Genomic DNA, 21,258 nt, shown 5'->3' with positions numbered 1-21,258 from the left:
TCGCTCAGGCCGACATTCGAAGCATCGCGACCTCGGCCTGCGCCGGGGTTCCGGCGGCCCGGGCGAGCCTGCGCTGCAGGTCCATGACGTCGGCGAAGACCGCGGCGGCGCTCGGCCAGCGGCCGGCGCCCTTGCCGCAGACCTCGTGGCGGCGTCCGTCGAGATCGACGATCACGAAGCGATTCTCCTCGTTGCGCGCGCCGGCGAGCACGTGCCTGCCCGGCAGCGACTCGATCCGCACCTCGGCCTTGATCGATCCGTCGGGCTGAAGGCGGCAGCGCCCAACCTGCTTCAGCACCTCGCCGCGCGCAAGCGCCGCCTGCGCCTCGACCGGCCCGATCTCGCTCAGCGACTGCTTGAAGATCCGGCCCGGCGGGATCGCGAACCCGAAGGCGCGGCGGACGAGCAGCGACAATTTGTCGGCGGCGTCGTGGCCGTCGACGTCGGCGGCGGGATCGGCCTCGGCGAAGCCCAGCTCCTGCGCCTTGGCGACGGCATCGGCGAAGGACCAGCCCTCGCCGAGCCGGCTGAGCAGGAAGTTGGCGGTGCCGTTCATCACTCCCTCGATGCCGGCGATGCCGGCCGGACGAAGGCGGTCGATGGTCTCGAGCACCGGCGTGCCGCCGCCCACCGCGGCGGAATAGGACAGGCTCGCTTGGCCCGCCTCGGCGCAGGCGTGGAGGGCGTCGTAATGGCGCGCGACCGCGGCCTTGTTGGCGGTGACGACATGGCTGCCGCGGCGAAGCGCGGCGCACATGATGTCGGCCGGATATTCGGCGCCGCCGAGCAATTCGATGACGAGATCGACCTCGCCGGCCAGCGCCTCGTCGAGATCGGCGGTGAAGGCGGCGCCGCCTTCGCTCTCATGCTCATGCGGGCGGCGGACGAGGACGGGATTGACCCGGAACAGGTCGGGCCTTTGCTCGAGATAGGAGAGCACGCCGGCGCCGACGCTGCCGCAACCGAGCAAAGCGACCCGCAGCGGCGGCCATTCCAGCGGCACTTCCTTGCGCGGCGCGACATTGGCGATCACCGTCGCCTCGTGATGGCCGATCGCGGCGATCTCGACGACGATGTCCTCGACGGCGGCGGCCTGGATCGCCTTGGGCTGGATCAGCCCCGAGCTCGCCTGGGCGGCCGCTTCATAGTCCATTGCGCCGTAGCGTTCGGCCCGCGGGTTCTTGGCGGGGTCCTCGGCATAGACGCCGTCGACGTCCTTGAGCAGGCGGACCCGGCGGGAACCGAGCCGGGCGGCGAAGAAGACGGCGGAAAGATCGGTACCGCCGCGGCCGAGCGTCACCACGCCATGCTCCTCGTGGCCGGCGGTGAAGCCGGGGACGACGATCACCTCGTGATCGTCGAACTTCGCGAGCACCGAAGCGGCGTCGAGATCGCAAAGATCGGAGTCGAGCGGATCGCCCTTGGCGACGAGCCCCATTTCATGCGGATCGAGCGCGCAGGCGCGGACCCCCATCCGCCGCAAGGCGAGCGCCATCAAGGCGGCCGAGCGGAGCTCGCCGACCCGGGCGACGCGGGCGACCAGCCCGTCCGGCGCCTCGCCGCCGACCAGCCTCGCCTGGTCGAGCAGGAAGTCGGTCTCGCCGGCCAGCGCCGAGACGACGGCGACGATCTTCTCGCCGTCGCGGACGTGCCGGTAGACCTCCTGCGCCGCCGTCCGGTAATCCGCCTCGCGCTCGAGCACCGAGCTTCCGAACTTGAGCACGCAGAGCTCGTGCTTCGCGTCCGCTTCGCCGTCTTTCGCCATGATCTTCGTCTTTCGTTTCTGGCCCTGGGCCGGAGATATAAAAAAACCCGCTCGCCTGGTCGGGGAGCGGGTCGGTGAAGCCTGGTCTGATTTCGATGGTCAGCCGGTACCGTCCCGCATGCGGGTGGTAATAATGGTGAGCATCATGGTGGCGGCGCGCGCGGCAAGCGTCATGCCGTCGCCGGCATGGCCCTCGTGCTGGAAATGCGCAACCTTCGGCATCGCTGCAGTCTCCAGGCCGGCCGTCATCCTCCGACGGGCGGCATGCGCTATCGACCTCATAATAGACGGTCGGAAACCTTATCCGTCAACTGTCTTAATATTTTCCTGCCTTGGCTAATCTCATATTAGTACTTTAAGTCGCTGGGATATAGGCGTTTTTCAGGAGAATATTTTTCAGGCGCGGGTCTGGCCGGTGCCGCGCACGACATATTTGAACGTCGTCAATTGCTCCGGCCCGACCGGGCCGCGGGCGTGGAGCCGGCCGGTGGCGATGCCGATCTCGGCCCCGAAGCCGAACTCGCCGCCGTCGGCGAACTGGGTCGAGGCATTCCACATGACGATCGCGCTGTCGACGCGGTCGAGGAAGAAGGCGGCGGCCTCGGCATCCTCGGCGACGATCGCCTCGGTGTGACCGGATCCGTAGCGGGCGATATGGTCGACCGCTCCGGCGACGCCGTCGACGATCCGCACCGAAAGGATCGGGGCGAGATATTCGGTCGTCCAGTCGTCCTCGCCCGCCGGCTCCATGCCCGGGACCAGGGCACGGCTCTCCTCGTCGCCGCGAAGCACGCAGCGGCGCTCGCCGAGCGCGCGGGCGAGATCCGGAAGCAGCGACGGCGCCGCGTCGCGGTCGATCAGCAGGGTCTCCGTGGCGCCGCAGACGGAGACGCGCCGCATCTTCGCATTGACGACGATGTCGCGGGCCATGCACCAATCGGCCGAGGAGTGGACATAGGTGTGGCAGATGCCCTCCAGATGACCAAGCACCGGCACCCGCGCCTCGCGCTCGACCCGCTCGACCAAGGCGCGGCCGCCGCGCGGGATGATGAGATCGACCGCGCCACCCAGCCCGCCGAGCATCAGTCCGACCGCCCCCCGGTCGGCGGTCGGCACCATCTGGACGCAGGCGGCGGGCAGCCCTTCGTCCTCGAGGCCGGCGGCGACGGCGCGGTGGATCGCGAGACAGCTTTCGAGCGCGTCCGAGCCGCCGCGAAGGATCAGCGCGTTGCCCGATCGGACGCAGATGGACGCGGCGTCGGCTGCGACGTTCGGGCGGCTCTCGAAGATCATGCCGATGACGCCGATCGGGGTGCGCACCCGGGCGATGTCGAGGCCGTTGGGCCGCTGCCAGCGCGCCATCTCCGCGCCGACCGGGTCGGGCAGGCCGGCGACCTGCTCGAGCGCGGCGGCGATCCCCTCGAGCCGCTCCGGATCCAGCCGCAGCCGATCCGTCATTCCGGCGGCGGCGGCGACGTCGGCGGCATTGGCGGCGAGAATCTCGGCCGCCCGCTCGCGCATCCGGCGGGCCATGGCGCGGATGGCGGCGCTGCGCCGGTCGGCCGGCGCGGTGCGCAGGACGGCCGCCGCCAGCCGCGCGTCGCGCCCGAAGCGGTCGAGGGTCTCGGCTAGGTTCATCGATCGAGCATCACCAGATCGTCGCGGTGAATCAACTCGTCGGGACCGCGATAGCCGAGCTGGGCTTCGAAGCGCTCGCTCGGGCAGCCGGCGATCGCCCGCGCCTCCGCCGAATTGTAGGCGCTGATCCCGCGCGCGATCTCGCGGCCGTCGCTGCTGCGGACGGCGAGGCAGGAGCCGCGCTCGAAATCCCCGCTGACCTCGGTGACTCCGGCCGGCAGCAGGCTTCGTCCGGCGGCGAGCGCGCGCTCGGCGCCAGCGTCGACACGGACCGCGCCGGCGGTAGCGAGCGTGCCGGCGATCCACTGCTTGTAGGCGCGTGCGGGCGTCCCGGCGGCGGCGACGAGGGTGGCGCGGCCGCCCTCCTCGAGGCGGCGCAGCGGATGGGGCTCGCGCCCGGAAGCGATCAGGGTGGCGCAGCCGGCGGCGCTGGCGATCCGCGCCGCGGCGAGCTTGGTGCGCATGCCGCCCGAGCCGATGCCGGCGGTGGAGGCATCGGCGGCGAAGCTTTCGACCGCGTCGAGGGAAGCCACTTCGGGGATATGGACGGCCGCCGGATCGCGGCCGGGATCGGCGGTGTAGAGGCCATCGACGTCGGACAGGAGGATGAGGACGTCCGCCTTCACCATCTGGGCGGCGCGGGCCGAAAGGCGGTCATTGTCCCCGTAGCGAAGCTCGTCGGTGGCGACGCTGTCATTCTCGTTGATCACCGGCAGCGCCCGCTGGGCGAGCAGCACCTCGAGGGTGGCGCGGGCGTTGAGCCAGCGGCGCCGGCGCTCCGTGTCGTCATAAGTGAGCAGAAGCTGCGCGACCGGAATGTCGTGCGGCGCCAGCGCCTCCTGCCAGGCGCGCATGAGCAGGGTCTGGCCGGCGGCGGCGGCGGCCTGCTTCTGGTCGAGCCGGGGGGAACGCTTCAGCCCGAGATAGTCGCGACCGAGCGCCACCGCGCCCGACGACACGATCACGATCTCCTTGCCGCCGTTCCTGAGCGCGGCGAGATCGGCGGCGAGACCGGCGAGCCAGTCTCGGCGCGGACCCCGCTCCGCCGGATCGAGCAGGAGCGATGAGCCGACCTTGACGACCAGCCGCCGCGCCGAGGCGATCACCGCCGCCGACCCGGCCTGCCGTTCACTGAGACGCGCCGATTCCACCCCCGCCTCGCTTGCCCTTCGCAGTTGCAGCAATGCCCTTGACAGGCCCGGCCGCTCTTGTCAGCCTTAAAGAGCGCGTCAACAGCGCCCTCGTCAGGAGCCCAGGTGTCATGAACAAAGGACAGGCCATTCGTCCCGCCTCCTCTGTCTCGTTCGGCGCCTTCCATTTTATCGGCTCGTTTATTGGCCGGTACGTCCGCTGAGGCGTGCCGGAGCCGATTTCCCGCTCAAGTTCCTGAACAGCAAAGCCAATAGCCACTCCGTCAGCGCCGGGAATCCGTGCCGCGTCCGGGTGGAGCGAGGGATGAGATGTACCGAACCCATGCCACGAGACGCGCCCGGAGCGGCCGCGTGACGCCGCCGCCGTCGCTCGAGAGCCTGCGCGAGCAGATCGATTCGCTGGACGACGAGCTGCTCGCCCTGGTCGAACGCCGCCTCGCCGCCTCCCGCGCGGTTGCCGAGCTCAAGTCGAGCCGCGGCGACGACCATCTCTGCCTGCGTCCCCGGCGCGAGCAGCAGGTCATCGCCCGTCTCGTCCAGCAAGCGACGGTCGCGCCCGAGACGCTGATCGCCAGCCTGTGGCGCGAGCTGATGGCATTCAGCCTGCAGGCGCAGGTGCGCACCGAGCTGGTCCTGCACGGACCCGATCCCGAGGCCCTCAGATGGGCGGCGCGCGAGCGGTTCGGCTCCGCCGCGCCGTTGCGCCACGCCGACAGCGCCGCCGCGGCTCTGGACGCCGCCTTGCGGCAGGAAGCGGTCGCGATCGTCGCGCTCGCCGACGGAGCGGCCTGGATCGAGTCGCTCCACCCGACCCTCTCCATCTTCGACCTGCTTCGCGACGAAGCCGGCGAGGTGGTCGCCGCCGCGGTCGGCCGGATTCCGCCGGAGGAGCTGCCGGAGCCGCCCGCTTTGCCTTCCGGGCACGAGGAGGGCGGGCGATGAGCTGGACCCCTTCGCGCTGGCGCCAACGCCCGGCGGCGCAGCTCCCCGATTATGCCGACGCGTCCGCGCTCGCCCAGGTCGAATCGCGGCTGGCCTCGGCGCCCGCTCTGGTCGGCATCGCCGAGATCGGCGAGCTTCGCGATCGGCTCGCCGAAGCGGCCGGCGGCCATGCCTTCCTGCTCCAGGGGGGCGATTGTGCGGAGAGCTTCGCCGAATTCGGCGCCAACAAGGTACGCACGGTCTTCAACCTGCTGCTCCAGATGGCGGCGATGCTGTCGGCGAGCGGCCCTGGCCGGGTCGTCACCGTCGCCCGGATCGCCGGCCAGTTCGCCAAGCCCCGTTCGGCCGCGACCGAGACGGCGGACGGGGTCACGCTTCCTTCCTATCGCGGCGACATCATCAACGGCGCCGCCTTCGATCCGGTGAGCCGCGCGCCCGATCCCGAGCGGATGCTGCGCGCGCACCGCCAGTCGCGGGTGACTCTCGACCTTCTCCAGGCCTATGGCGCCGCCGCTTATGCGGACCTCGCCCGCATCCGCCGCTCGGCGCGCGAGCGGCTCGGCATCGCCGCCGAGCGCCTCGCGGCCGAGGAGGAGATCGGCACCCCGGTCCGGTTGTTCACCAGCCACGAAGCGCTGCTGCTCCATTACGAGCAGGCGCTCACCCGCTGGGACGAAGAGAGCGAGCGCTGGTGGGCGACGTCGGGCCACATGCTCTGGATCGGCGACCGCACCCGCCAGATCGACGGCGCCCATGTCGATTATGCGAGCGGCGTCGCCAATCCGATCGGGCTCAAATGCGGGCCGAGCCTGACCGCCGACAACCTTTTGCGCCTGATCGAGCGGCTGGATCCGGGCAATATCCCGGGGCGGCTGGTGCTGATCGGCCGCTTCGGCGCCCGTCAGGCGGCCCGGCATCTGCCGGCGCTGATGCGGGCGACGCGCGAAGCGGGCAGCCGCGCCTTGTGGACGATCGATCCGATGCACGGCAACACGGTGACCGCCGGCGGCTTCAAGACCCGCTTCCTCGGCGATATCATTGCCGAGATGGCGGCCTTCTTCGACATTGCCGACTCCGAGGGCGTGCATGCTGGGGGCGTCCATCTCGAGATGACCGGCGACGACGTCACCGAATGCCTCGGCGGAAGCCTGCCGCTTTCCGAGGCGGACCTTCCCCGGCGCTATCTCACCCATTGCGATCCGAGGCTCAACGAGACGCAGGCGCTCGACCTCGCCGCCGAGGTGGCGCGGATGATGCGGCGCCGGCTCCAGCCCGAATCGCACGCGGCATGAGCGTCGCCACCATCCCCCCAGCCGCGTCCGCAGCGGCGGACACGCTTCGAAGCGAAGCGACCTCCGGCCTCGAAGGCGCCATCACCGTCCCCGGGGACAAGTCGATCTCCCACCGCGCGCTCATCCTCGGCGGGCTGGCCGAGGGGGAGACGCGGATCAGCGGCCTGCTCGAAGGGCAGGACGTGCTCGACACCGCGGCCGCGGTTCGGGCGCTCGGCGCGTCGGTCGAGCGGCGCGGCGGCGTGTGGCACGTCACCGGCGCCGAATGGCGATCGCCCGGCGCGGTGATCGACTGCGGCAATTCGGGCACCGGCGTGCGGCTGCTGATGGGCGCGGTCGCCGGCCTTCCGGTCCGGGCGACCTTCACCGGCGACGAATCGCTTCGCGGACGGCCGATGGGCCGCGTCCTCGATCCGCTTCGGGAGATGGGCGCCCGCTTCGAAGGCGGCGACCGCCTCCCCGTGACCGTCGAGGGCGGCGGGCTCCGCGGCCTGCGCTTCGTCAACGAGAAGGCGTCCGCGCAGGTCAAGTCCGCGATCCTGCTGGCGGGGCTCCATGCGGATGGCGCCGTCGAGGTGATCGAGCCCAAGCCCAGCCGCGACCATAGCGAGATCATGCTCCGCGCCTTCGGCGCCGACGTCGAGATCGAGGAGAAGGAAGAGGGCCGCATCGCACTGCTCGGACCTCAGCGCAGGCTGCGCGCGACCGACATCGCCGTCCCCGCCGATCCCTCTTCGGCGGCCTTCCCGCTCGTGGCGGCGCTGATCGTGCCGGGATCCGAAGTGACCGTGCGCGGAATGCTGCTCAACCCGCTGAGGATCGGCCTCCTCGCCAGCCTCGAAGCGATGGGCGCACGACTGCGCATCGACAACCGACGCCTCCAGGGCGGCGAGGCGGTCGGCGACGTCACCGCCGTCCACTCGCTTATGCGCGGGGCCGAGATCCCGGCGGTGCGGGCCCCGTCGATGATCGACGAATATCCGATCCTCGCCGTTGCCGCCGCCTTCGCGAATGGACCGACGGTCATGCACGGCCTCGCCGAGCTGCGGGTGAAGGAGAGCGACCGCCTCGCCGCGATCCTGGCTGGTCTTGGCGCTTGCGGTGTCGAGGCGCGCAGCGAGGGCGACACATTGATCGTCGAGGGCAAAGGCGAGGCACCCGCGGGCGGCGGCACCGTCTCCACCCATGGCGACCATCGCATCGCGATGAGCTTCCTCGCCCTCGGGCTGGCCGCACGCCGGCCGGTGACGGTCGATCGGGCGGGCATGATCGCGACCAGCTTCCCCGGCTTCTCCGAACTCATGCGATCCCTAGGTGCGCGGATCGGCGCGCCGGCGTGACCGAGACCGTCGCCTATCAGGGCGCGCCCGGCGCCTTCGGCGAGGAGGCCTGCCGCCTGTTCCTTCCCGACGTGCCGACCGTCGCCAAGCCGACCTTCGCCGCGGTCGCCGAGGCGGTCGCCGCGGGCGAGACCGCGCTCGGCATGCTCCCCGGCGAGAACAGCATCGCCGGGCCGGTGCCGGGGGTCGACGCGTTGATCGAGGAGAATGAACTGGTGGTGCGGGCCCGCCACGATCTGCCCGTCCGGCTGCACCTGCTCGGCCGGCCGGGGACGTCGATCGCGCAGATCGAACGGGTGGTGAGCCATCCGATGGCGCTCGCGCAATGCCGCCGGTTCCTCTGCGAAACGGGCCTCGCCACTGAGGAAGCCGCCAACACGGCGCTGGCGGCGCAGGCGCTCGGCCGCTCGCAGGATCCGGCCCAGGGGGTGATCGCCTCCGAAGCGGCGGCGGCCACTTACGGCCTCGTCGTACTGAGGCACGACGTCCACGACCGCGCCGACAATTTCACCACCTTCTGCGTGGTCGCCCGCCGGGAAAGCGAGCCTAGATGAGCCTCAACAGCTTCGGGCGCGTGCTGCGCTTCTCGACCTGGGGGGAGAGCCACGGACCGGCGATCGGCGCCGTCGTCGACGGCTGCCCGCCGGGGATCGCGCTCACCGAGGCCGACATCCAACCCTGGCTGGACAAGAGGCGGCCGGGGAGCTCGCGATTCACTACCCAGCGCCGCGAGCCGGACTCGGTGCGGATCCTGTCAGGCGTGTTCGAGGGCCGGACGACCGGAACCCCGATCAGCCTGATGATCGAGAATGTCGACCAGAGGTCGAAGGACTATTCCAGCATCGCCGGCGCCTATCGGCCCGGCCATGCCGACTATAGCTACGACGCCAAATATGGCCTGCGCGACTGGCGCGGCGGCGGCCGCAGCTCGGCCCGGGAGACCGCGTCCCGCGTCGCCGCGGGCGCGGTGGCGCGCAAGATCGTGCCTGAGGCCTCGATCCGCGCCTATGTCGTCGAACTGGGCGGCGATCCGATCGACCGCGATCGCTTCGACGAGGCGGCGATCGGCGCCAACCCCTTCTTCTGCCCCGACGCCGATGCGGCCGAACGATGGGCGAAGCTCGTCGACGACGCGCGCAAGGACGGCAGCTCTCTCGGCGCGGTCGTCGAATGCGTCGCCACCGGAATCCCCGCCGGCTGGGGCGCGCCCGTCTACGCCAAGCTCGACGGCGAGCTGGCCGCGGCGATGATGTCGATCAACGCGGTCAAGGGCGTCGAGATCGGCGACGGCTTCGCGGCGGCGCGGCTGCGTGGCGAGGACAATGCCGACGAGATGCGCGCCGGCAATGACGGCCGGCCCTTCTTCCTCGCCAACCATGCCGGCGGCATCATCGGCGGCATCTCGACCGGGCAGCCGGTGGTGGTCCGGATCGCCTTCAAGCCGACCTCGTCCATCCTGAAGCCGATGCGCACGATCGACGCGGAGGGCCGGGAGACGGAGATCAGCACCAAGGGACGCCACGACCCCTGCGTCGGGATTCGGGGCGTGCCGGTGGCGGAAGCGATGATGGCGCTGGTCCTCGCCGACCAGAAGATGCTCCATCGCGCCCAATGCGGAGAACTTTGATGGCACCCCCTCCCCTTCGGGTCGGCCTCGGCGAGCGCAGCTATCCGGTCCTGATCGAAGCCGGACTGCTCGACCGCGCCGGCGAGGCGCTCGCGCCTTATGCCCGCGGCGGGCGGCTGGTCGTGGTGAGCGACGAGACGGTCTGGGCGCTGCAGGGGGAGCGGCTGGTCGCCGGTATGGCCGCCGGCGGGGTCGAGGCGCTGCCGATCCTGCTGCCGCCGGGCGAGGGCAGCAAGAGCTGGGCCGCGCTTGAGGCCTTGCTCGACCGGCTGCTGGCGCTCGGGATCGAGCGCAAGGACCATCTCGTAGCCTTCGGCGGCGGAGTCATCGGCGACCTGGCCGGCTTCGCCGCGGCGATCCTCAAGCGCGGCTGCCGGTTCGTGCAGGTGCCGACCACCCTGCTCGCCCAGGTCGACAGCTCGGTCGGGGGCAAGACCGGGATCAACGTCGCCGCCGGCAAGAATCTGGTCGGCGCCTTCCATCAACCCTCGGCGGTGCTGATCGACACCGCCTGCCTCGACACCTTGCCTATCCGCCAGGTCCGCGCCGGCTATGCCGAGGTGGTGAAATACGGCCTCATCGGCGACGCCGACTTCTTCGCCTGGTGCGAGCGCGAGGGCGAGACGCTGATCGCCGGCAATCCCGGCGCGCGCCAGCACGCGATCGGCACCAGCGTCGCGGCCAAGGCGGCGATCGTCGCCGAGGACGAACGCGAGACGACCGGGCGGCGGGCCCTGCTCAATCTCGGCCACACCTTCGGCCACGCTTTGGAGGCGGAGACCGGCTTCTCCGATCGCCTGCTCCACGGCGAGGCGGTCGCGCTCGGCATGGCATTGGCCTTCCGCTTCTCCGCCGGACGGGGCCTGTGCGGCGACGCCGATGCCCGCCGGGTGACGGCGCATCTCGCCGCGGCCGGCCTGCCGACGCGGCTGGGCGATGTCGGCATCGACGCGCCCCCGGAGCGGCTCGTCGCGCATATGAAGCACGACAAGAAAGCGAGCGGCGGCCGGGTCCCCTTCATCCTCGCCCGCGGCATCGGCCGCGCCTTCGTCGACGACGAGGTCGCGCTCGCGGAGGTCGAGGCCTTCCTCGACGGCGAGCTCGCTCGCGAGCCGGCCTGAGCGATGGCGCCTTATGCCGAGGTGATCGGCGACCCGATCGCCCATTCCAAGTCGCCGGCGATCCACGGCTTCTGGCTCGGCGCGCTCGGCCTCGATCATGATTATCGTGCGACCCGCGTCACGACGGACGAACTCCAGGCCTTCTTCGCCGCGCGGGCGGGCGACGACGAATGGCGCGGCTGCAACGTTACCGCCCCGCACAAGCAGGCGGTGATGCCGTTCCTCGACGAGATCTCCGCCGACGCAACACGGATCGGCGCCGTCAACTGCATCCACAGGGCCGGCGGCCGGCTGATCGGGCTCAACACCGATGTCGACGGCATCGCCGAAGCGCTGGACGCGGCAGCGGTCGAAGGTGGCAAGGCGGCGGTGATCGGCGCCGGCGGCGGCGCCCGCGCGGCGATCCGCTATCTCGCCGGGCGCAGCGCCGCAGAGATCGTCGTGCTGGCGCGCCGGCCGGAGCGGGCGACCGATCTTCTGTCCCTCGGCGACGAGGCGGAGCAAGTGCGGATCCTGACACTCGACCGAGTCTCGGAGGCCCTGAGCGACGCCACCGCGATCATCCAGGCGACGCCCGCCGGCATGGCCCATGCCGAGCCTTTGCCAGCGCCTGCGCTGGCAGCGCTCGGGGAGGCTGCGCCCGGCGCCGTGGCGCTCGACATGGTCTATCAGCCGCTGAACACGCCGTTTCTTGAGGCGGCCGAGGCCGCGGGCCTCGTGCCGGTCGATGGCCTCAATATGTTGATCGGCCAGGCGAGAAAGGCGTTCGAGCTGTTCTTCGGCGCCGTCCCGCCGCAGGACCAGGACGAGGAATTGCGAGCCCAGCTGGACGGCTGAGCCCCCCGATCCTCCCCCACAGGGGGAGGGGGACCGCCCGTAGGGCGGTGGAGGGGTGTCAGCGTTCAGGCCGGGCACGGCAAGCTCACCAAATCCGGGCACGCTGACACCCCTCCACCAGGCTGCGCCTGGTCCCCCTCCCCTCCCAGGGGAGGATTGGGGCACCGCGGTCTTCACAGAGATCCGCTGACTTCGGCCGATTTGACTTTCCCCTGCTCATCCCTCACAATTCCGCCCGATGCAGACGCTTCGCGCCTCGCTCCGTCCCAACGGCATTGCGGCTCCCGCCGCCGCCTCGGTCTATTATTATTACGGCAGCACCCGGGCGGGACCGATCTAGCGCGCGCTTAACACGTCACTGGATTTGCCACCCCGCCTGGTCACCCCGGCGGGGTTTTTCGTTTTGGAAGGACCTCGAAAATGTACAAGGACCCGACCGACCCGATCGCTGCTGCCGCGGAGCCGATGGCCGAGCGCCACGGCGCCGCCAAGGACCCGACCGCGCCGCCGCCCGGCGCCGCGGCCGACTGGACGGTGCCGCAGGACTGGCAGGCGCTGACGCAAGAGGAGCATGCGGTCTGGGACCTCTTGTTCGCGCGCCAGCAGCAGGCGCTCGCCGGCCGCGCCGTCGGTGCCTTCGAGCAGGGGCTCGACCTCCTGCGGCTTTCGCGGCCGGGCATCCCCGACTTCGACGAGCTCAACGAGCGGCTGTTCGCCCGAACCGGCTGGACGGTGGTGGCGGTGCCCGGCCTGGTGCCCGACGACGTCTTCTTCGAGCATCTGCGCGCGCGCCGGTTCCCGGCCGGCAACTTCATCCGCAAGCGCTCCCAGCTCGACTATCTCGAGGAGCCGGACGTCTTCCACGACGTGTTCGGCCACGTGCCGCTGCTCGCCCATCCGGAGATGGCGGACTTCATGCAGGCGCTCGGCGAACTCGGCCTCCGGGCGATGGGGGCGGGCGCGCTCCATCGCCTCGCCCGCCTCTACTGGTACACGGTCGAGTTCGGCCTCGCTCGCGAAGCCGGCGATCTCAGGATCTACGGCGCCGGCATCGTCTCCAGCTTCGGCGAGAGCCGGTTCGCGCTCGAAAGCCCGGAACCGAATCGGCCCGCCTTCGATCTCGAGCGGGTGCTGCGCACGACCTACCGGACCGACTCGTTTCAGGAGAGCTACTTCGTCATCGACGGCCTGGACGGGCTGCCGCGGCTGCTGGAGAATGGGGATCTGCTCGCGCTCTGCGCCGAGGCGGCCAAGCGCCCGGACGTGGATCCTTCCCTCCCGCCGGCATAGGAGCAGGACGAAGGTTGAGGGGCGGCGCTCTTCAGGGCACCACTACCTCGACGTCGGAGAGCCGCGCCGCCTTCCTCGCGAGTCTCCGGTCGAAGCTCAGGAAGGCTGTGCACCCCTCGGCTCGGGCAAGATGGAGCGCATCGGCAAAGTCCAGCCCTTGCTCGGCCCACCCAAGTGCTCGATCGACGGTGCGGTCATCGTCAATCCGCACGCCCGGAAGGCCGCAGAAACCGCGCAGGGCCTGCACGATGCGATCGACCGAATAGCCGTAGGCGCTGCGCAGCACCCATTCAGTTTCAAGCAAGACCGATGCGGAGACGAGGATTTCGCCCTCGCGGATCAGCTTTCGAGCCTTGGCCGCCTGGGCCGCGTCGTCGCCGGTCAGGAACCGCACGACCACATTGGTGTCAATCGCGCGCACGGCGCCTTGCCTCGTCGGCGACCGCCGCATCCATCTCCTCGATCGTCTTCGCCTTCCCGCTGTACGCGAGGCAACCGAACACGTCATCGATCTGCGTCGGGGCAAAGAGCGGCGCAGGCTTCAGAAGCACGCCGTCCTCCCGATCCTCGACGACGAGGCGAGTGCCCGCATCCCATCTGCGCAGGCGACGAATCGCCTTGGGAAGGATGACCTGTCCCTTGGTCGACACCGTCGTCGTCAGCCTCTCACCCCGCGCCACGGCCGTTCTCCATCATAAGTAAGACAAACGTAAGATAATCACTCGAATGCCACCGTGCAACCGCCTCTTTTCTCGCCGCGGCCGGGTGCCGGACTGCGCCTGATCAACCCCGCTTGACGGGATCGCCCCGAACCCCATAAGCTTAAGGGGATGAACCACCACGGCACCTCGGCTCTGGCTCGCGCGCCCCGGATTTCCGGTGCGTCGACCTTTGCCGTCGCGGCCGCCGGCTGGTGGCGCTGGCATCGCTCCGACCTGGGCGAGCCCCGCTGGCGATGGCCGAACAGCCTCTAGAAAACAGAGACTCTCGGAAGATCACCCGCAAGGCCCGCCCCCGGCGGGTCTTTTTTTTGCCTTTCATCGAAAGCCAGTGTCATGATCATCGTCCTCAAGCCCGAAGCCACGCCCCAGATCGCCGAAAAGCTGCTCGCCGAGATCGCCGAGCGCGGCCTCAAGCCGCTCCACATGCCGGGGGTCGAGCGCGTCGTGCTCGGCGCGCTCGGCGACGAGCGCGTCCTCGCCGAGCTCAACCTCGAGAGCCACCCGATGGTGGAATCGGTGAAGCCGATCCTTGCCCCGTACAAGCTCGTCTCGCGGGAGATGCACGCCCATGACACGGTCGTTAAAGTCGGCGACCTTGCGATCGGCGGCCGCGGCTTCGCCGTCATCGCCGGCCCTTGCGCCGTCGAGAGCCGCGACCAGACCCGCAACACCGCGCGCGAGGTCAAGGCGGCCGGCGCGGTCGGGCTTCGCGCCGGCGCGTTCAAGCCGCGTACCAGCCCCTACGGCTTCCAGGGCCATGGGCGGGAGGGCCTGAGGATCCTTCGCGAGGTCGGCGACGAGACCGGCCTGCCGGTGGTAACCGAGGTCATGGACACGGCCGACGTCGACGCGGTCGCCGCGCAGGCCGACGCGATTCAGATCGGCGCCCGCAACATGCAGAATTTCGCCCTGCTGCGCGCGGTCGGCCAGGCCGGCAAGCCGGTGCTGCTGAAGCGCGGCCTCTCCGCCAAGATCGAGGAGCTGCTGCTGGCGGCGGAATATCTGCTCGCCGCCGGCAACGAGCAGGTGATCCTGTGCGAGCGCGGCATCCGCACCTTCGAGACGGCGACACGCAACACGCTCGACCTCAACGCCATCCCCTATATCAAGCAGAAGACCCACCTGCCGGTGCTGGTCGATCCCTCGCACGGCACCGGCATACGCGACCTCGTCATCCCGATGTCGCTCGCCGCCGCGGCCTGCGGCGCCGACGGCCTGCTGGTCGAGGTGCACGAGAATCCGGCGGTGGCGCTGTCGGACGGGGCGCAGTCGCTCTATCCCCAGGGTTTCCGCAACCTGATGGCGGCGCTGACGCCGGTGGTGCAGGCGGTCGGCCGGCAGATGGCCGCTGCGCCGGCGCCGCGCGCGGCCGCCGCGCCGGCGGAGGTGCTGGCGTGACCGCAGCCCATCCCGGTCCGGGCGAAGCGGTGGCGCTTTGCCGGCAGCTGCCGCAGGAGGCCGATCCGCTCGACCTCTATGCGGCGCTGACCGGCGGCGGCGTGCGCCGCGACACCCTGCTGCTCGAGCGCTCGACCGGGCCAAGCCTGCTCATCGACGAGGCGGCGCTGCGGGTGGAATGCCGGGGCGAGGCCGCTTCACTGCAGGCGCTCACCGCCGGCGGACGCAACGTCATCGGGGCGGTGGCCGAAGAGTTCGCGCAGCGCATCGTCGCGCACGGCGACGACTCGCTCGAGCTTCGCTTTCCGCGCGTCGCCAGCCACGATCCGTCGGAGCGGCTGCTGGCGCCTTCGCCGTTCGCGGTGTTGCGCTACCTGACCGCCGGGATTCGCAATGCCTCCGCCGAAGAGCCGTTCGCGCTCGCCTGCGTCGGCGTCGTCGCCTTTGACCATGTCGACCTGCTCGAAAGCCTGCCGCCATCGCCCGAGGATCCGCTCGGCTTCCCGGACTTCATGTTCTGGCTGGCGGAATCGCTGATCGTGTTCGAGCCGGGCGCGGCGCCGCGGGCCCTGTGCACCGCCTTCGGCGCGGCCGATGCCGATCAGTCTGCCCGCGCCTATTTCGGCGCGTCGCAGCGGCTTGCCGAGCTCGTCAGGCGCTGCGGTCAGGTCCAGCGCCTGCCCGCCCCGGCCAAGGTCAGGCCCGGCCCGACCACGGCGCGCTCGGACCTCAGCGACACCGATTATGCGGACGTGGTGGCACGGATGAAGGAGCATATCCGGCAGGGCGAAGTCTATCAGATCGTCCCGTCGCGCACCTTCAGCGCACCCTGCGCCGATCCGCTGCCCGCTTATGCGGCACTGCGCGCGCTCGATCCCAGCCCCTATCACTTCTTCGTCGCCGCACCCGAGCATGTCCTGTTCGGTGCCTCCCCCGAGACCTCGGTCCGAGTCTTCGCCGAGGCCGGCGAGCGCAAGGTCGAGGTCAAGCCGATCGCCGGCACCCGGCCCCGCGGCGGCTGCGGCGACGAGGACGACCGGCTCGAGGCCGAGATGCGGCTCGACGCGAAGGAGGCGGCCGAGCACATGATGCTGGTCGATCTCGCCCGCAACGACGTCGCCCGGGTGAGCCGGCCGGGAACCCGCCGGGTCGCCAAGCTGCTCACGGTCGAGCGCTATGCCCGGGTCATGCACCTGGTCTCGTCGGTCACCGGCACGTTGAGGCCGGGCATGGACGCGCTGGACGCGCTCCAGTCCGGCCTCAATGTCGGCACCCTCACCGGCGCGCCGAAGATCCGCGCGACCGAATTGCTCCGCCAGACCGAGATCACCAAGCGCGGGCCCTATGGCGGCGCGATCGGCTGGATCAACGGCGACGGAATGATGGACACCGCCGTCGTCATCCGCTCTGCCGTGGTCAAGGACGGTACCGCCTTCGTCCGCGCCGGCGCCGGGATCGTCCACGACAGCGACCCCATCAAGGAGGCGGACGAGACCCGCCGCAAGGCGTCGGCCCTGCTCTCCGTCCTCGCCTCCGCCGGAGCCGCCGCATGATCCCGCAATTGCTGTTCATCGACAATTTCGATTCCTTCACCTTCAACCTGGTGGAATCGTTCGAGCGGCTCGGCTGCGACGTCCGCGTGCTGCGCAACACCGTGCCGGCGAGCGCCGCCTTCGCGCTCGCGACCGCGGCGCCGACCCTGATCGTGCTCTCGCCGGGCCCCGGCACCCCACGGGACGCCGGCTGCTGCCTCGAGCTGATCGCCCTCGCCCGCGGCCGGGTGCCGCTGCTCGGCATCTGCCTCGGCCACCAGGCGATCGTTGAGGAAGCCGGCGGCCGCGTCGACCGCGCGCCGGAGCCGGTGCACGGCAAGTCGTCCCGCCTCGCCCATGACGGCGCCGGTCCGCTGCGCGGGCTGGAGAGCCCGCTCACCGTCGGCCGCTATCATTCGCTGTGCACGCGCGACCTGCCGCCGCGCTTCCGGATCCATGGCGAGATAAACGGGATGGCGATGGCTATCAGCGATCCAGAAGCCCTGCAGACTGGCCTGCAATTCCACCCGGAATCGATCCTGACGCTCCACGGCGACACGATCCTGCGCAACGTGCTCGAGGCCGCCTCGGCGCCCGGCATCCGGCTGGCCGGCGAAGCGGCGCCGGCCCTTCGCTCCTCGGCCGCCTGAGAGAAGAAAATGCTCATTCGCGCCGGCAGAAAGCAATTGACGGTTCCGGCGAAAGCCGGGACAAACGGGCCCATGTTCGCGCCCTCGATCCGGATGGTCTTCCCGGACGCACGCCCTTCCGGCGTCGCGGCGCACATCACGCAGGCTTGGCTTTGGCGGCGGGACATTCCCTCCGCGGCGGCAAGCATGCGTCTCTGGTGACCCGGGCTCCCTAGGTCCCGTTCCAACGCAAGACGGCCCGCCGCTCCCGGCGGGCTTTTTTTTCGCCTTTTGAAGGAATTCCAGAGATGTACATGAACAATCTTGCCGAACCGCTTCCCGCTCCCGCCCTCGAGGACAATGGCGAGGAGGCGCTTGCCGGCCTGTTCGACGGCGCCGACCTCAGCGAACGATCGGCCACCCGCCTGTTCACCGAGCTGGTCGAGGGCCGGATGGCCGAGCCCGCCATCGCCGCCATGCTGGTCGCGCTCCGGCTCAAGGGCGAGACCGTCGACGAGCTGATCGGCGCCGCGCGCGCGCTGCGCGCCGCCGACAGCGATTTCGAGCGGCCGGACTATCTCTTCGCCGACAGCTGCGGGACCGGCGGCGACGGGTCGGGATCGATCAACATCTCGACCGCCGTCGCCTTCGTCGCGGCGGCGGCCGGGCTGCCGGTCGCCAAGCACGGCAACCGCTCCTTCACCTCGCGCTGCGGCTCGGCCGACGTGCTCGAGCAGCTCGGGATCAAGGTCGACGTCCCGGCTTCGGTCTCGCGCCGCGCGCTCGACGAGACCGGCATCTGCTTCCTGTTCGCGCCGCTCTACCATCCCGGGCTGCGCCATGCCGGGCCGGCCCGCCGCGCGCTCAAGGTGAGGACGATCATGAACGTGCTCGGGCCTTGCGTGAACCCCGCCGAGCCGCCGGTCCAGCTGCTCGGCGTCGCCGACCCGGCCCTGATCGAGCCGGTGGCAAGCACCCTGCTGGCGCTCGGCACGCGCCATGCGCTGGTCGTGCACGGCTCCGGTCTCGACGAGGTCGCGCTGCACGGGCCGACCGACGCCGCCCGCATCCGCGATGGCCGGATCGAGCGGCTGACGCTCACCCCCGAGGAAGCGGGCTTGTCGCGCTCTCCGTTCAATGCGGTCAAGGGAGGCGACCCGCAGGAGAATGCGCAGCGCCTGGCCGTCTTGCTCCGCGGCCGCGGCGCGGCGGCCGAGACCGAGGCGGTGGCGATCAATGCCGGCGCGCTCCTGCTTACCGCCGGCCTGGCGGCCAGCCTCGGCGAAGCGGTGACGATCGCGCTCGATACGATCGCCTCCGGCGAGCCGTTTCGCCGCGTCGAGGCGCTGGCGGAGGCGACGCATGCGTGAGCCCGACGGAATTCTGGGCGAGATCGTCCGCCGGAAACGCGCGGACGTCGCCACGCGCCTGGGCAGCACGAGCCTCGTCGACCTGCGCAACCGGGCCGAGCCGACGCGGCGGCGTCTCCGCGCCGCGCTGGCGCGTCCGGGCGCCCGGTTCATCATGGAGGTGAAGCGCGCCTCGCCCTCCGCCGGAGCGCTTCGCGCCGACGTGGATCCTGCCGCGCAGGCCTGCGCCTATCGCGGCGCGGCCGACGCGATCAGCGTGCTCACCGACACGCCCTATTTCGGCGGCTCGCTCGACGACCTCGCCGCGGTGCGCCGAGCCTATGACGGGCCGATCCTCGCCAAGGACTTCGTCGTCGATGCGCGCCAGGTGGCGGAGGCCCGGCTCGCCGGCGCGGACGCCGTGCTGGTGATGCTGTCGGTCCTCGACGACGAGGAAGCAAAGGCGATCGTTGCCGAAGCGGACCTGCTCGGCATGGACGTGCTGGTCGAGGCGCATGACGAGATCGAGGTGCGGCGAGCGGTCGCGCTCGGCGCTCCGATCGTCGGCATCAACAATCGCGACCTGAGAACGCTCGAGGTCAGCCTGGCGACGACCGAGCGGCTGGCGCGGCTGGTGCCGGCGGACCGGCTGCTCGTCTCCGAATCCGGCATCGCCGACCGCGGCGACGTCGAACGGCTGGCGCCGATCGCCGATGCCTTCCTGGTCGGTTCGTCGCTGATGAAGGCGGACAGGCCGGCGCAGGCGGCGCGGGCGCTCGCCTTCGGACGCGTCAAGGTCTGCGGCCTGCGAAGCGGCGCGGATGCCGCCCTCGCCGTCGGACATGGCGCCAGCTTCGCCGGAATGGTGATGGTGCCGGGGACGCCGCGGGCGGTGACGCTGGCCGAGGCGCGGCCGGTCGCCGAGGCGGCGCGCGACGCCGGCGCGGCGACGGTCGGCGTCTTCCGCAACGAGAAGGTCATGGCGGTCGCCTATGCCGCCGCCGCGCTCGAGCTCGACGCCGTTCAGCTCCATGGCGAGGAGGATGCCGGCTACATAAGAGGGCTTCGGGCCCTGCTGGCGCAGAGCACCGAGATCTGGACCGCCGGCCTCGTCGCCGAAGCGGTGCCGATGCCGCGGCTCGGCGCCGACCGCACCGTCTACGACACGAAGGCGGACGGCCGCTCCGGCGGCACCGGCCGGACCTTCGACTGGTCGCGCCTCGACGGGCGCGGCGAGCTCGGCCGCTCGCTGCTCGCCGGCGGCCTTCGTCCCGAAAACGTCCGCGCCGCGTCGCGGGTCGGCGCCTGGGCGCTCGACGTCGGCTCCGGGGTCGAGGCCGAACCGGGGCGTAAGGACCCGGACAGATTGGAGCGTTTCTTCGAGGCGGTGCGGCCGCAGGCGCGGATGGAGACGATGTCATGCTGATGAGCGGCCGCTTCGGCGCCTATGGCGGCACCTACGTGCCGGAAATATTGATGCCGGCTTTGACCGAGCTGGAAGCGGCCTTCGTCGAGGCGCAGAAGGACGAGAGCTTCCAGGCCGAGCTCGCCGCGCTTCTCGCCAAATATGCCGGCCGACCGACTCCGCTGACCCGGTGCCGCAATCTCGGCCCGGCCGGCGTCCGCCTCTATCTGAAGCGCGAGGACCTGCTCCACGGCGGCGCCCACAAGACCAACCAGGTGCTCGCCCAGGCGCTGCTCGCCAAGCGGATGGGAAAGACCCGGCTGATCGCCGAGACCGGCGCCGGCCAGCACGGCGTCGCCACCGCGCTCGCCGGCGCCCTGTTCGGCCTGCAGACCAAGGTCTATATGGGCGCCCACGACGTCGAGCGGCAAAAGCTCAACGTCTTCCGGATGCGCCTGATGGGGGCCGAGGTCATCCCCGTCGAGAGCGGCGGCAAGACCCTCAAGGATGCGGTGAACGAGGCGCTGCGCGACTGGACGGCGAGCTTCACCGACACCCATTATCTTCTCGGCACCGTCGCCGGCCCCCATCCTTTCCCGATCATGGTCCGCGAGTTCCAGCGGGTGATCGGCAAGGAGGCGCGGGCGCAGGTGATCGAGGAGGAAGGGCGCCTGCCCGACGCGGTCATCGCCTGCGTCGGCGGGGGATCGAACGCGATGGGGATCTTCGCCGACTTCATCGAGGACGAAGGCGTTCGGCTGATCGGCGTCGAGGCCGCCGGCAAGGGGCTGGACGGCAGCGAGCATGGCGCGACCATCCTGCGCGGCCGGCCCGGCGTCCTGCACGGCGCCGAGACCTATGTGCTCCAGGACGAGGACGGACAGATATCGGACAGCTGGTCGGTCTCGGCCGGCCTCGATTATCCCGCCGTCGGGCCGGAACATGCCTTCCTCAAGGATAGCGGCCGCGCCGAATATGTCGGCGCAACGGACCAGGAGGCGCTGGACGCCTTCGCCCTGCTCGCGCGCAGCGAGGGCATCGTCTGCGCCTTCGAATCCGCCCATGCGCTGGCACACGCGCTGAAGCTGGCGAAGGCGGCGGCGGAGGGGACCGTGCTGGTGGTCAACATTTCCGGCCGCGGCGACAAGGATATGGAGCAGGCGCAAAGATTGCTGGAGTTCGGGGCGTGAGGGCTGATCAGCCAACATCCTCCCCTTTGA

20 protein-coding genes are annotated in these 21,258 nt (G+C 70.6%); 14 read left to right on the top strand and 6 right to left on the bottom strand.

Going from position 1 to position 21,258, the window contains the following annotated elements; genetic code table 11:
• Positions 1–4: 4 nt before the first annotated feature.
• From DDE10_RS21300 to proB, 4 genes are all read right to left on the bottom strand, one after another.
• Complete coding sequence (locus DDE10_RS21300) at positions 5–1,765, bottom strand: homoserine dehydrogenase (RefSeq protein WP_114954820.1); 1,761 nt, start codon at positions 1,763–1,765, stop codon at positions 5–7.
• A gap of 99 nt (positions 1,766–1,864) precedes the next feature.
• The gene (locus DDE10_RS23960) at positions 1,865–1,987 is read right to left on the bottom strand and encodes a hypothetical protein (protein ID WP_284734808.1); all 123 of its coding nucleotides are present in this window, start codon (positions 1,985–1,987) and stop codon (positions 1,865–1,867) included.
• Positions 1,988–2,161: 174 nt separating this feature from the next.
• Complete coding sequence (locus DDE10_RS21290; RefSeq protein WP_114954818.1) at positions 2,162–3,403, bottom strand: glutamate-5-semialdehyde dehydrogenase; 1,242 nt, start codon at positions 3,401–3,403, stop codon at positions 2,162–2,164.
• Positions 3,400–4,554: a glutamate 5-kinase gene (gene proB / locus DDE10_RS21285; protein WP_114954817.1), complete on the bottom strand. Its 1,155-nt coding sequence runs from the start codon at positions 4,552–4,554 to the stop codon at positions 3,400–3,402. The genes DDE10_RS21290 and proB overlap by 4 nt, the downstream gene beginning before the upstream one ends.
• Positions 4,555–4,905: 351 nt before the next feature.
• On the opposite strand from proB, the gene DDE10_RS21280 reads away from it, so the two are divergent.
• The 8 genes from DDE10_RS21280 to phhA all read left to right on the top strand — a co-directional run bounded on the left by DDE10_RS21280 (position 4,906) and on the right by phhA (position 13,003).
• Positions 4,906–5,496 carry a chorismate mutase gene (locus tag DDE10_RS21280; RefSeq protein ID WP_162806776.1) on the top strand — a complete coding sequence of 197 codons (591 nt, stop codon included), beginning with the start codon at positions 4,906–4,908 and terminating at the stop codon, positions 5,494–5,496.
• Positions 5,493–6,788 carry a 3-deoxy-7-phosphoheptulonate synthase gene (locus DDE10_RS21275; RefSeq protein ID WP_114954815.1) on the top strand — a complete coding sequence of 432 codons (1,296 nt, stop codon included), beginning with the start codon at positions 5,493–5,495 and terminating at the stop codon, positions 6,786–6,788. The genes DDE10_RS21280 and DDE10_RS21275 overlap by 4 nt, the downstream gene beginning before the upstream one ends.
• Entirely contained in the window at positions 6,785–8,128 is a 1,344-nt protein-coding gene (gene aroA / locus DDE10_RS21270) for a 3-phosphoshikimate 1-carboxyvinyltransferase (RefSeq protein ID WP_114954814.1), read from the top strand. The genes DDE10_RS21275 and aroA overlap by 4 nt, the downstream gene beginning before the upstream one ends.
• A complete protein-coding gene (locus tag DDE10_RS21265; protein ID WP_162806775.1) occupies positions 8,125–8,682 on the top strand; it encodes a prephenate dehydratase domain-containing protein in 558 nt (185 codons plus the stop codon). The genes aroA and DDE10_RS21265 overlap by 4 nt, the downstream gene beginning before the upstream one ends.
• The gene (gene aroC, locus DDE10_RS21260) at positions 8,679–9,755 is read left to right on the top strand and encodes a chorismate synthase (RefSeq protein ID WP_114954812.1); all 1,077 of its coding nucleotides are present in this window, start codon (positions 8,679–8,681) and stop codon (positions 9,753–9,755) included. Before DDE10_RS21265 ends, aroC begins: the two co-directional genes overlap by 4 nt.
• On the top strand, positions 9,755–10,876 hold the full coding sequence (gene aroB, locus DDE10_RS21255; protein ID WP_114954811.1) for a 3-dehydroquinate synthase: 1,122 nt from the start codon (positions 9,755–9,757) through the stop codon (positions 10,874–10,876). The genes aroC and aroB overlap by 1 nt, the downstream gene beginning before the upstream one ends.
• A 3-nt stretch (positions 10,877–10,879) precedes the next feature.
• A complete protein-coding gene (locus DDE10_RS21250; RefSeq protein WP_114954810.1) occupies positions 10,880–11,713 on the top strand; it encodes a shikimate dehydrogenase family protein in 834 nt (277 codons plus the stop codon).
• Between the two features lie 465 nt (positions 11,714–12,178).
• Positions 12,179–13,003, top strand: coding sequence for a phenylalanine 4-monooxygenase (gene phhA / locus DDE10_RS21245; RefSeq protein ID WP_114954835.1), 825 nt, complete (start codon positions 12,179–12,181; stop codon positions 13,001–13,003).
• 31 nt (positions 13,004–13,034) lie between these two features.
• Here the strand turns inward: phhA and DDE10_RS21240 are convergent, their stop codons facing one another.
• Both DDE10_RS21240 and DDE10_RS21235 read right to left on the bottom strand, forming a co-directional pair.
• Positions 13,035–13,424, bottom strand: coding sequence for a type II toxin-antitoxin system VapC family toxin (locus DDE10_RS21240; RefSeq protein WP_114954809.1), 390 nt, complete (start codon positions 13,422–13,424; stop codon positions 13,035–13,037).
• The gene (locus DDE10_RS21235) at positions 13,411–13,683 is read right to left on the bottom strand and encodes an AbrB/MazE/SpoVT family DNA-binding domain-containing protein (RefSeq protein ID WP_114954808.1); all 273 of its coding nucleotides are present in this window, start codon (positions 13,681–13,683) and stop codon (positions 13,411–13,413) included. Before DDE10_RS21235 ends, DDE10_RS21240 begins: the two co-directional genes overlap by 14 nt.
• Before the next feature lie 375 nt (positions 13,684–14,058).
• Between DDE10_RS21235 and aroF the strand changes: the two genes are divergently transcribed.
• The 6 genes from aroF to trpB all read left to right on the top strand — a co-directional run bounded on the left by aroF (position 14,059) and on the right by trpB (position 21,228).
• The gene (gene aroF, locus DDE10_RS21230) at positions 14,059–15,123 is read left to right on the top strand and encodes a 3-deoxy-7-phosphoheptulonate synthase (RefSeq protein ID WP_114954807.1); all 1,065 of its coding nucleotides are present in this window, start codon (positions 14,059–14,061) and stop codon (positions 15,121–15,123) included.
• Positions 15,120–16,676, top strand: coding sequence for an anthranilate synthase component 1 (locus DDE10_RS21225; protein WP_114954806.1), 1,557 nt, complete (start codon positions 15,120–15,122; stop codon positions 16,674–16,676). The genes aroF and DDE10_RS21225 overlap by 4 nt, the downstream gene beginning before the upstream one ends.
• Complete coding sequence (locus tag DDE10_RS21220) at positions 16,673–17,305, top strand: anthranilate synthase component II (protein WP_114954805.1); 633 nt, start codon at positions 16,673–16,675, stop codon at positions 17,303–17,305. Before DDE10_RS21225 ends, DDE10_RS21220 begins: the two co-directional genes overlap by 4 nt.
• A gap of 287 nt (positions 17,306–17,592) precedes the next feature.
• Positions 17,593–18,654 (top strand): anthranilate phosphoribosyltransferase, encoded by a 1,062-nt coding sequence (trpD, locus tag DDE10_RS21215; protein WP_284734807.1) that lies wholly within the window; start codon positions 17,593–17,595, stop codon positions 18,652–18,654.
• Positions 18,647–20,059: a bifunctional indole-3-glycerol-phosphate synthase TrpC/phosphoribosylanthranilate isomerase TrpF gene (gene trpCF, locus DDE10_RS21210; RefSeq protein WP_114954804.1), complete on the top strand. Its 1,413-nt coding sequence runs from the start codon at positions 18,647–18,649 to the stop codon at positions 20,057–20,059. The genes trpD and trpCF overlap by 8 nt, the downstream gene beginning before the upstream one ends.
• Positions 20,053–21,228, top strand: a complete 1,176-nt coding sequence (gene trpB / locus DDE10_RS21205; RefSeq protein ID WP_114954803.1) for a tryptophan synthase subunit beta — start codon at positions 20,053–20,055, stop codon at positions 21,226–21,228. The genes trpCF and trpB overlap by 7 nt, the downstream gene beginning before the upstream one ends.
• The last annotated feature ends 30 nt before the right edge of the window (positions 21,229–21,258 follow it).

Origin of the sequence: Sphingosinicella terrae (assembly GCF_003347635.1) — a bacterium.
Lineage (GTDB): Bacteria > Pseudomonadota > Alphaproteobacteria > Sphingomonadales > Sphingomonadaceae > Allosphingosinicella > Allosphingosinicella terrae.
The sequence above is the reverse complement of the archived record's forward strand: the minus strand, read 5'-3'. Positions and strand labels throughout refer to the sequence as shown.

Bases quoted from the DNA above. Each gene is read 5' to 3' on its own strand.
- DDE10_RS21250 (WP_114954810.1), top strand. From the start codon at position 10,880: ATGGCGCCTTATGCCGAGGTGATCGGCGACCCGATCGCCCATTCCAAG.
- trpD (WP_284734807.1), top strand. From the start codon at position 17,593: ATGTACATGAACAATCTTGCCGAACCGCTTCCCGCTCCCGCCCTCGAG.
- trpB (WP_114954803.1), top strand. From the start codon at position 20,053: ATGCTGATGAGCGGCCGCTTCGGCGCCTATGGCGGCACCTACGTGCCG.
- DDE10_RS23960 (WP_284734808.1), bottom strand. From the start codon at position 1,987: ATGCCGAAGGTTGCGCATTTCCAGCACGAGGGCCATGCCGGCGACGGC.
- DDE10_RS21300 (WP_114954820.1), bottom strand. From the start codon at position 1,765: ATGGCGAAAGACGGCGAAGCGGACGCGAAGCACGAGCTCTGCGTGCTC.
- DDE10_RS21220 (WP_114954805.1), top strand. From the start codon at position 16,673: ATGATCCCGCAATTGCTGTTCATCGACAATTTCGATTCCTTCACCTTC.
- aroB (WP_114954811.1), top strand. From the start codon at position 9,755: ATGGCACCCCCTCCCCTTCGGGTCGGCCTCGGCGAGCGCAGCTATCCG.
- aroA (WP_114954814.1), top strand. From the start codon at position 6,785: ATGAGCGTCGCCACCATCCCCCCAGCCGCGTCCGCAGCGGCGGACACG.
- DDE10_RS21290 (WP_114954818.1), bottom strand. From the start codon at position 3,403: ATGAACCTAGCCGAGACCCTCGACCGCTTCGGGCGCGACGCGCGGCTG.
- aroF (WP_114954807.1), top strand. From the start codon at position 14,059: ATGATCATCGTCCTCAAGCCCGAAGCCACGCCCCAGATCGCCGAAAAG.
- trpCF (WP_114954804.1), top strand. From the start codon at position 18,647: ATGCGTGAGCCCGACGGAATTCTGGGCGAGATCGTCCGCCGGAAACGC.
- aroC (WP_114954812.1), top strand. From the start codon at position 8,679: ATGAGCCTCAACAGCTTCGGGCGCGTGCTGCGCTTCTCGACCTGGGGG.
- DDE10_RS21275 (WP_114954815.1), top strand. From the start codon at position 5,493: ATGAGCTGGACCCCTTCGCGCTGGCGCCAACGCCCGGCGGCGCAGCTC.
- phhA (WP_114954835.1), top strand. From the start codon at position 12,179: ATGGCCGAGCGCCACGGCGCCGCCAAGGACCCGACCGCGCCGCCGCCC.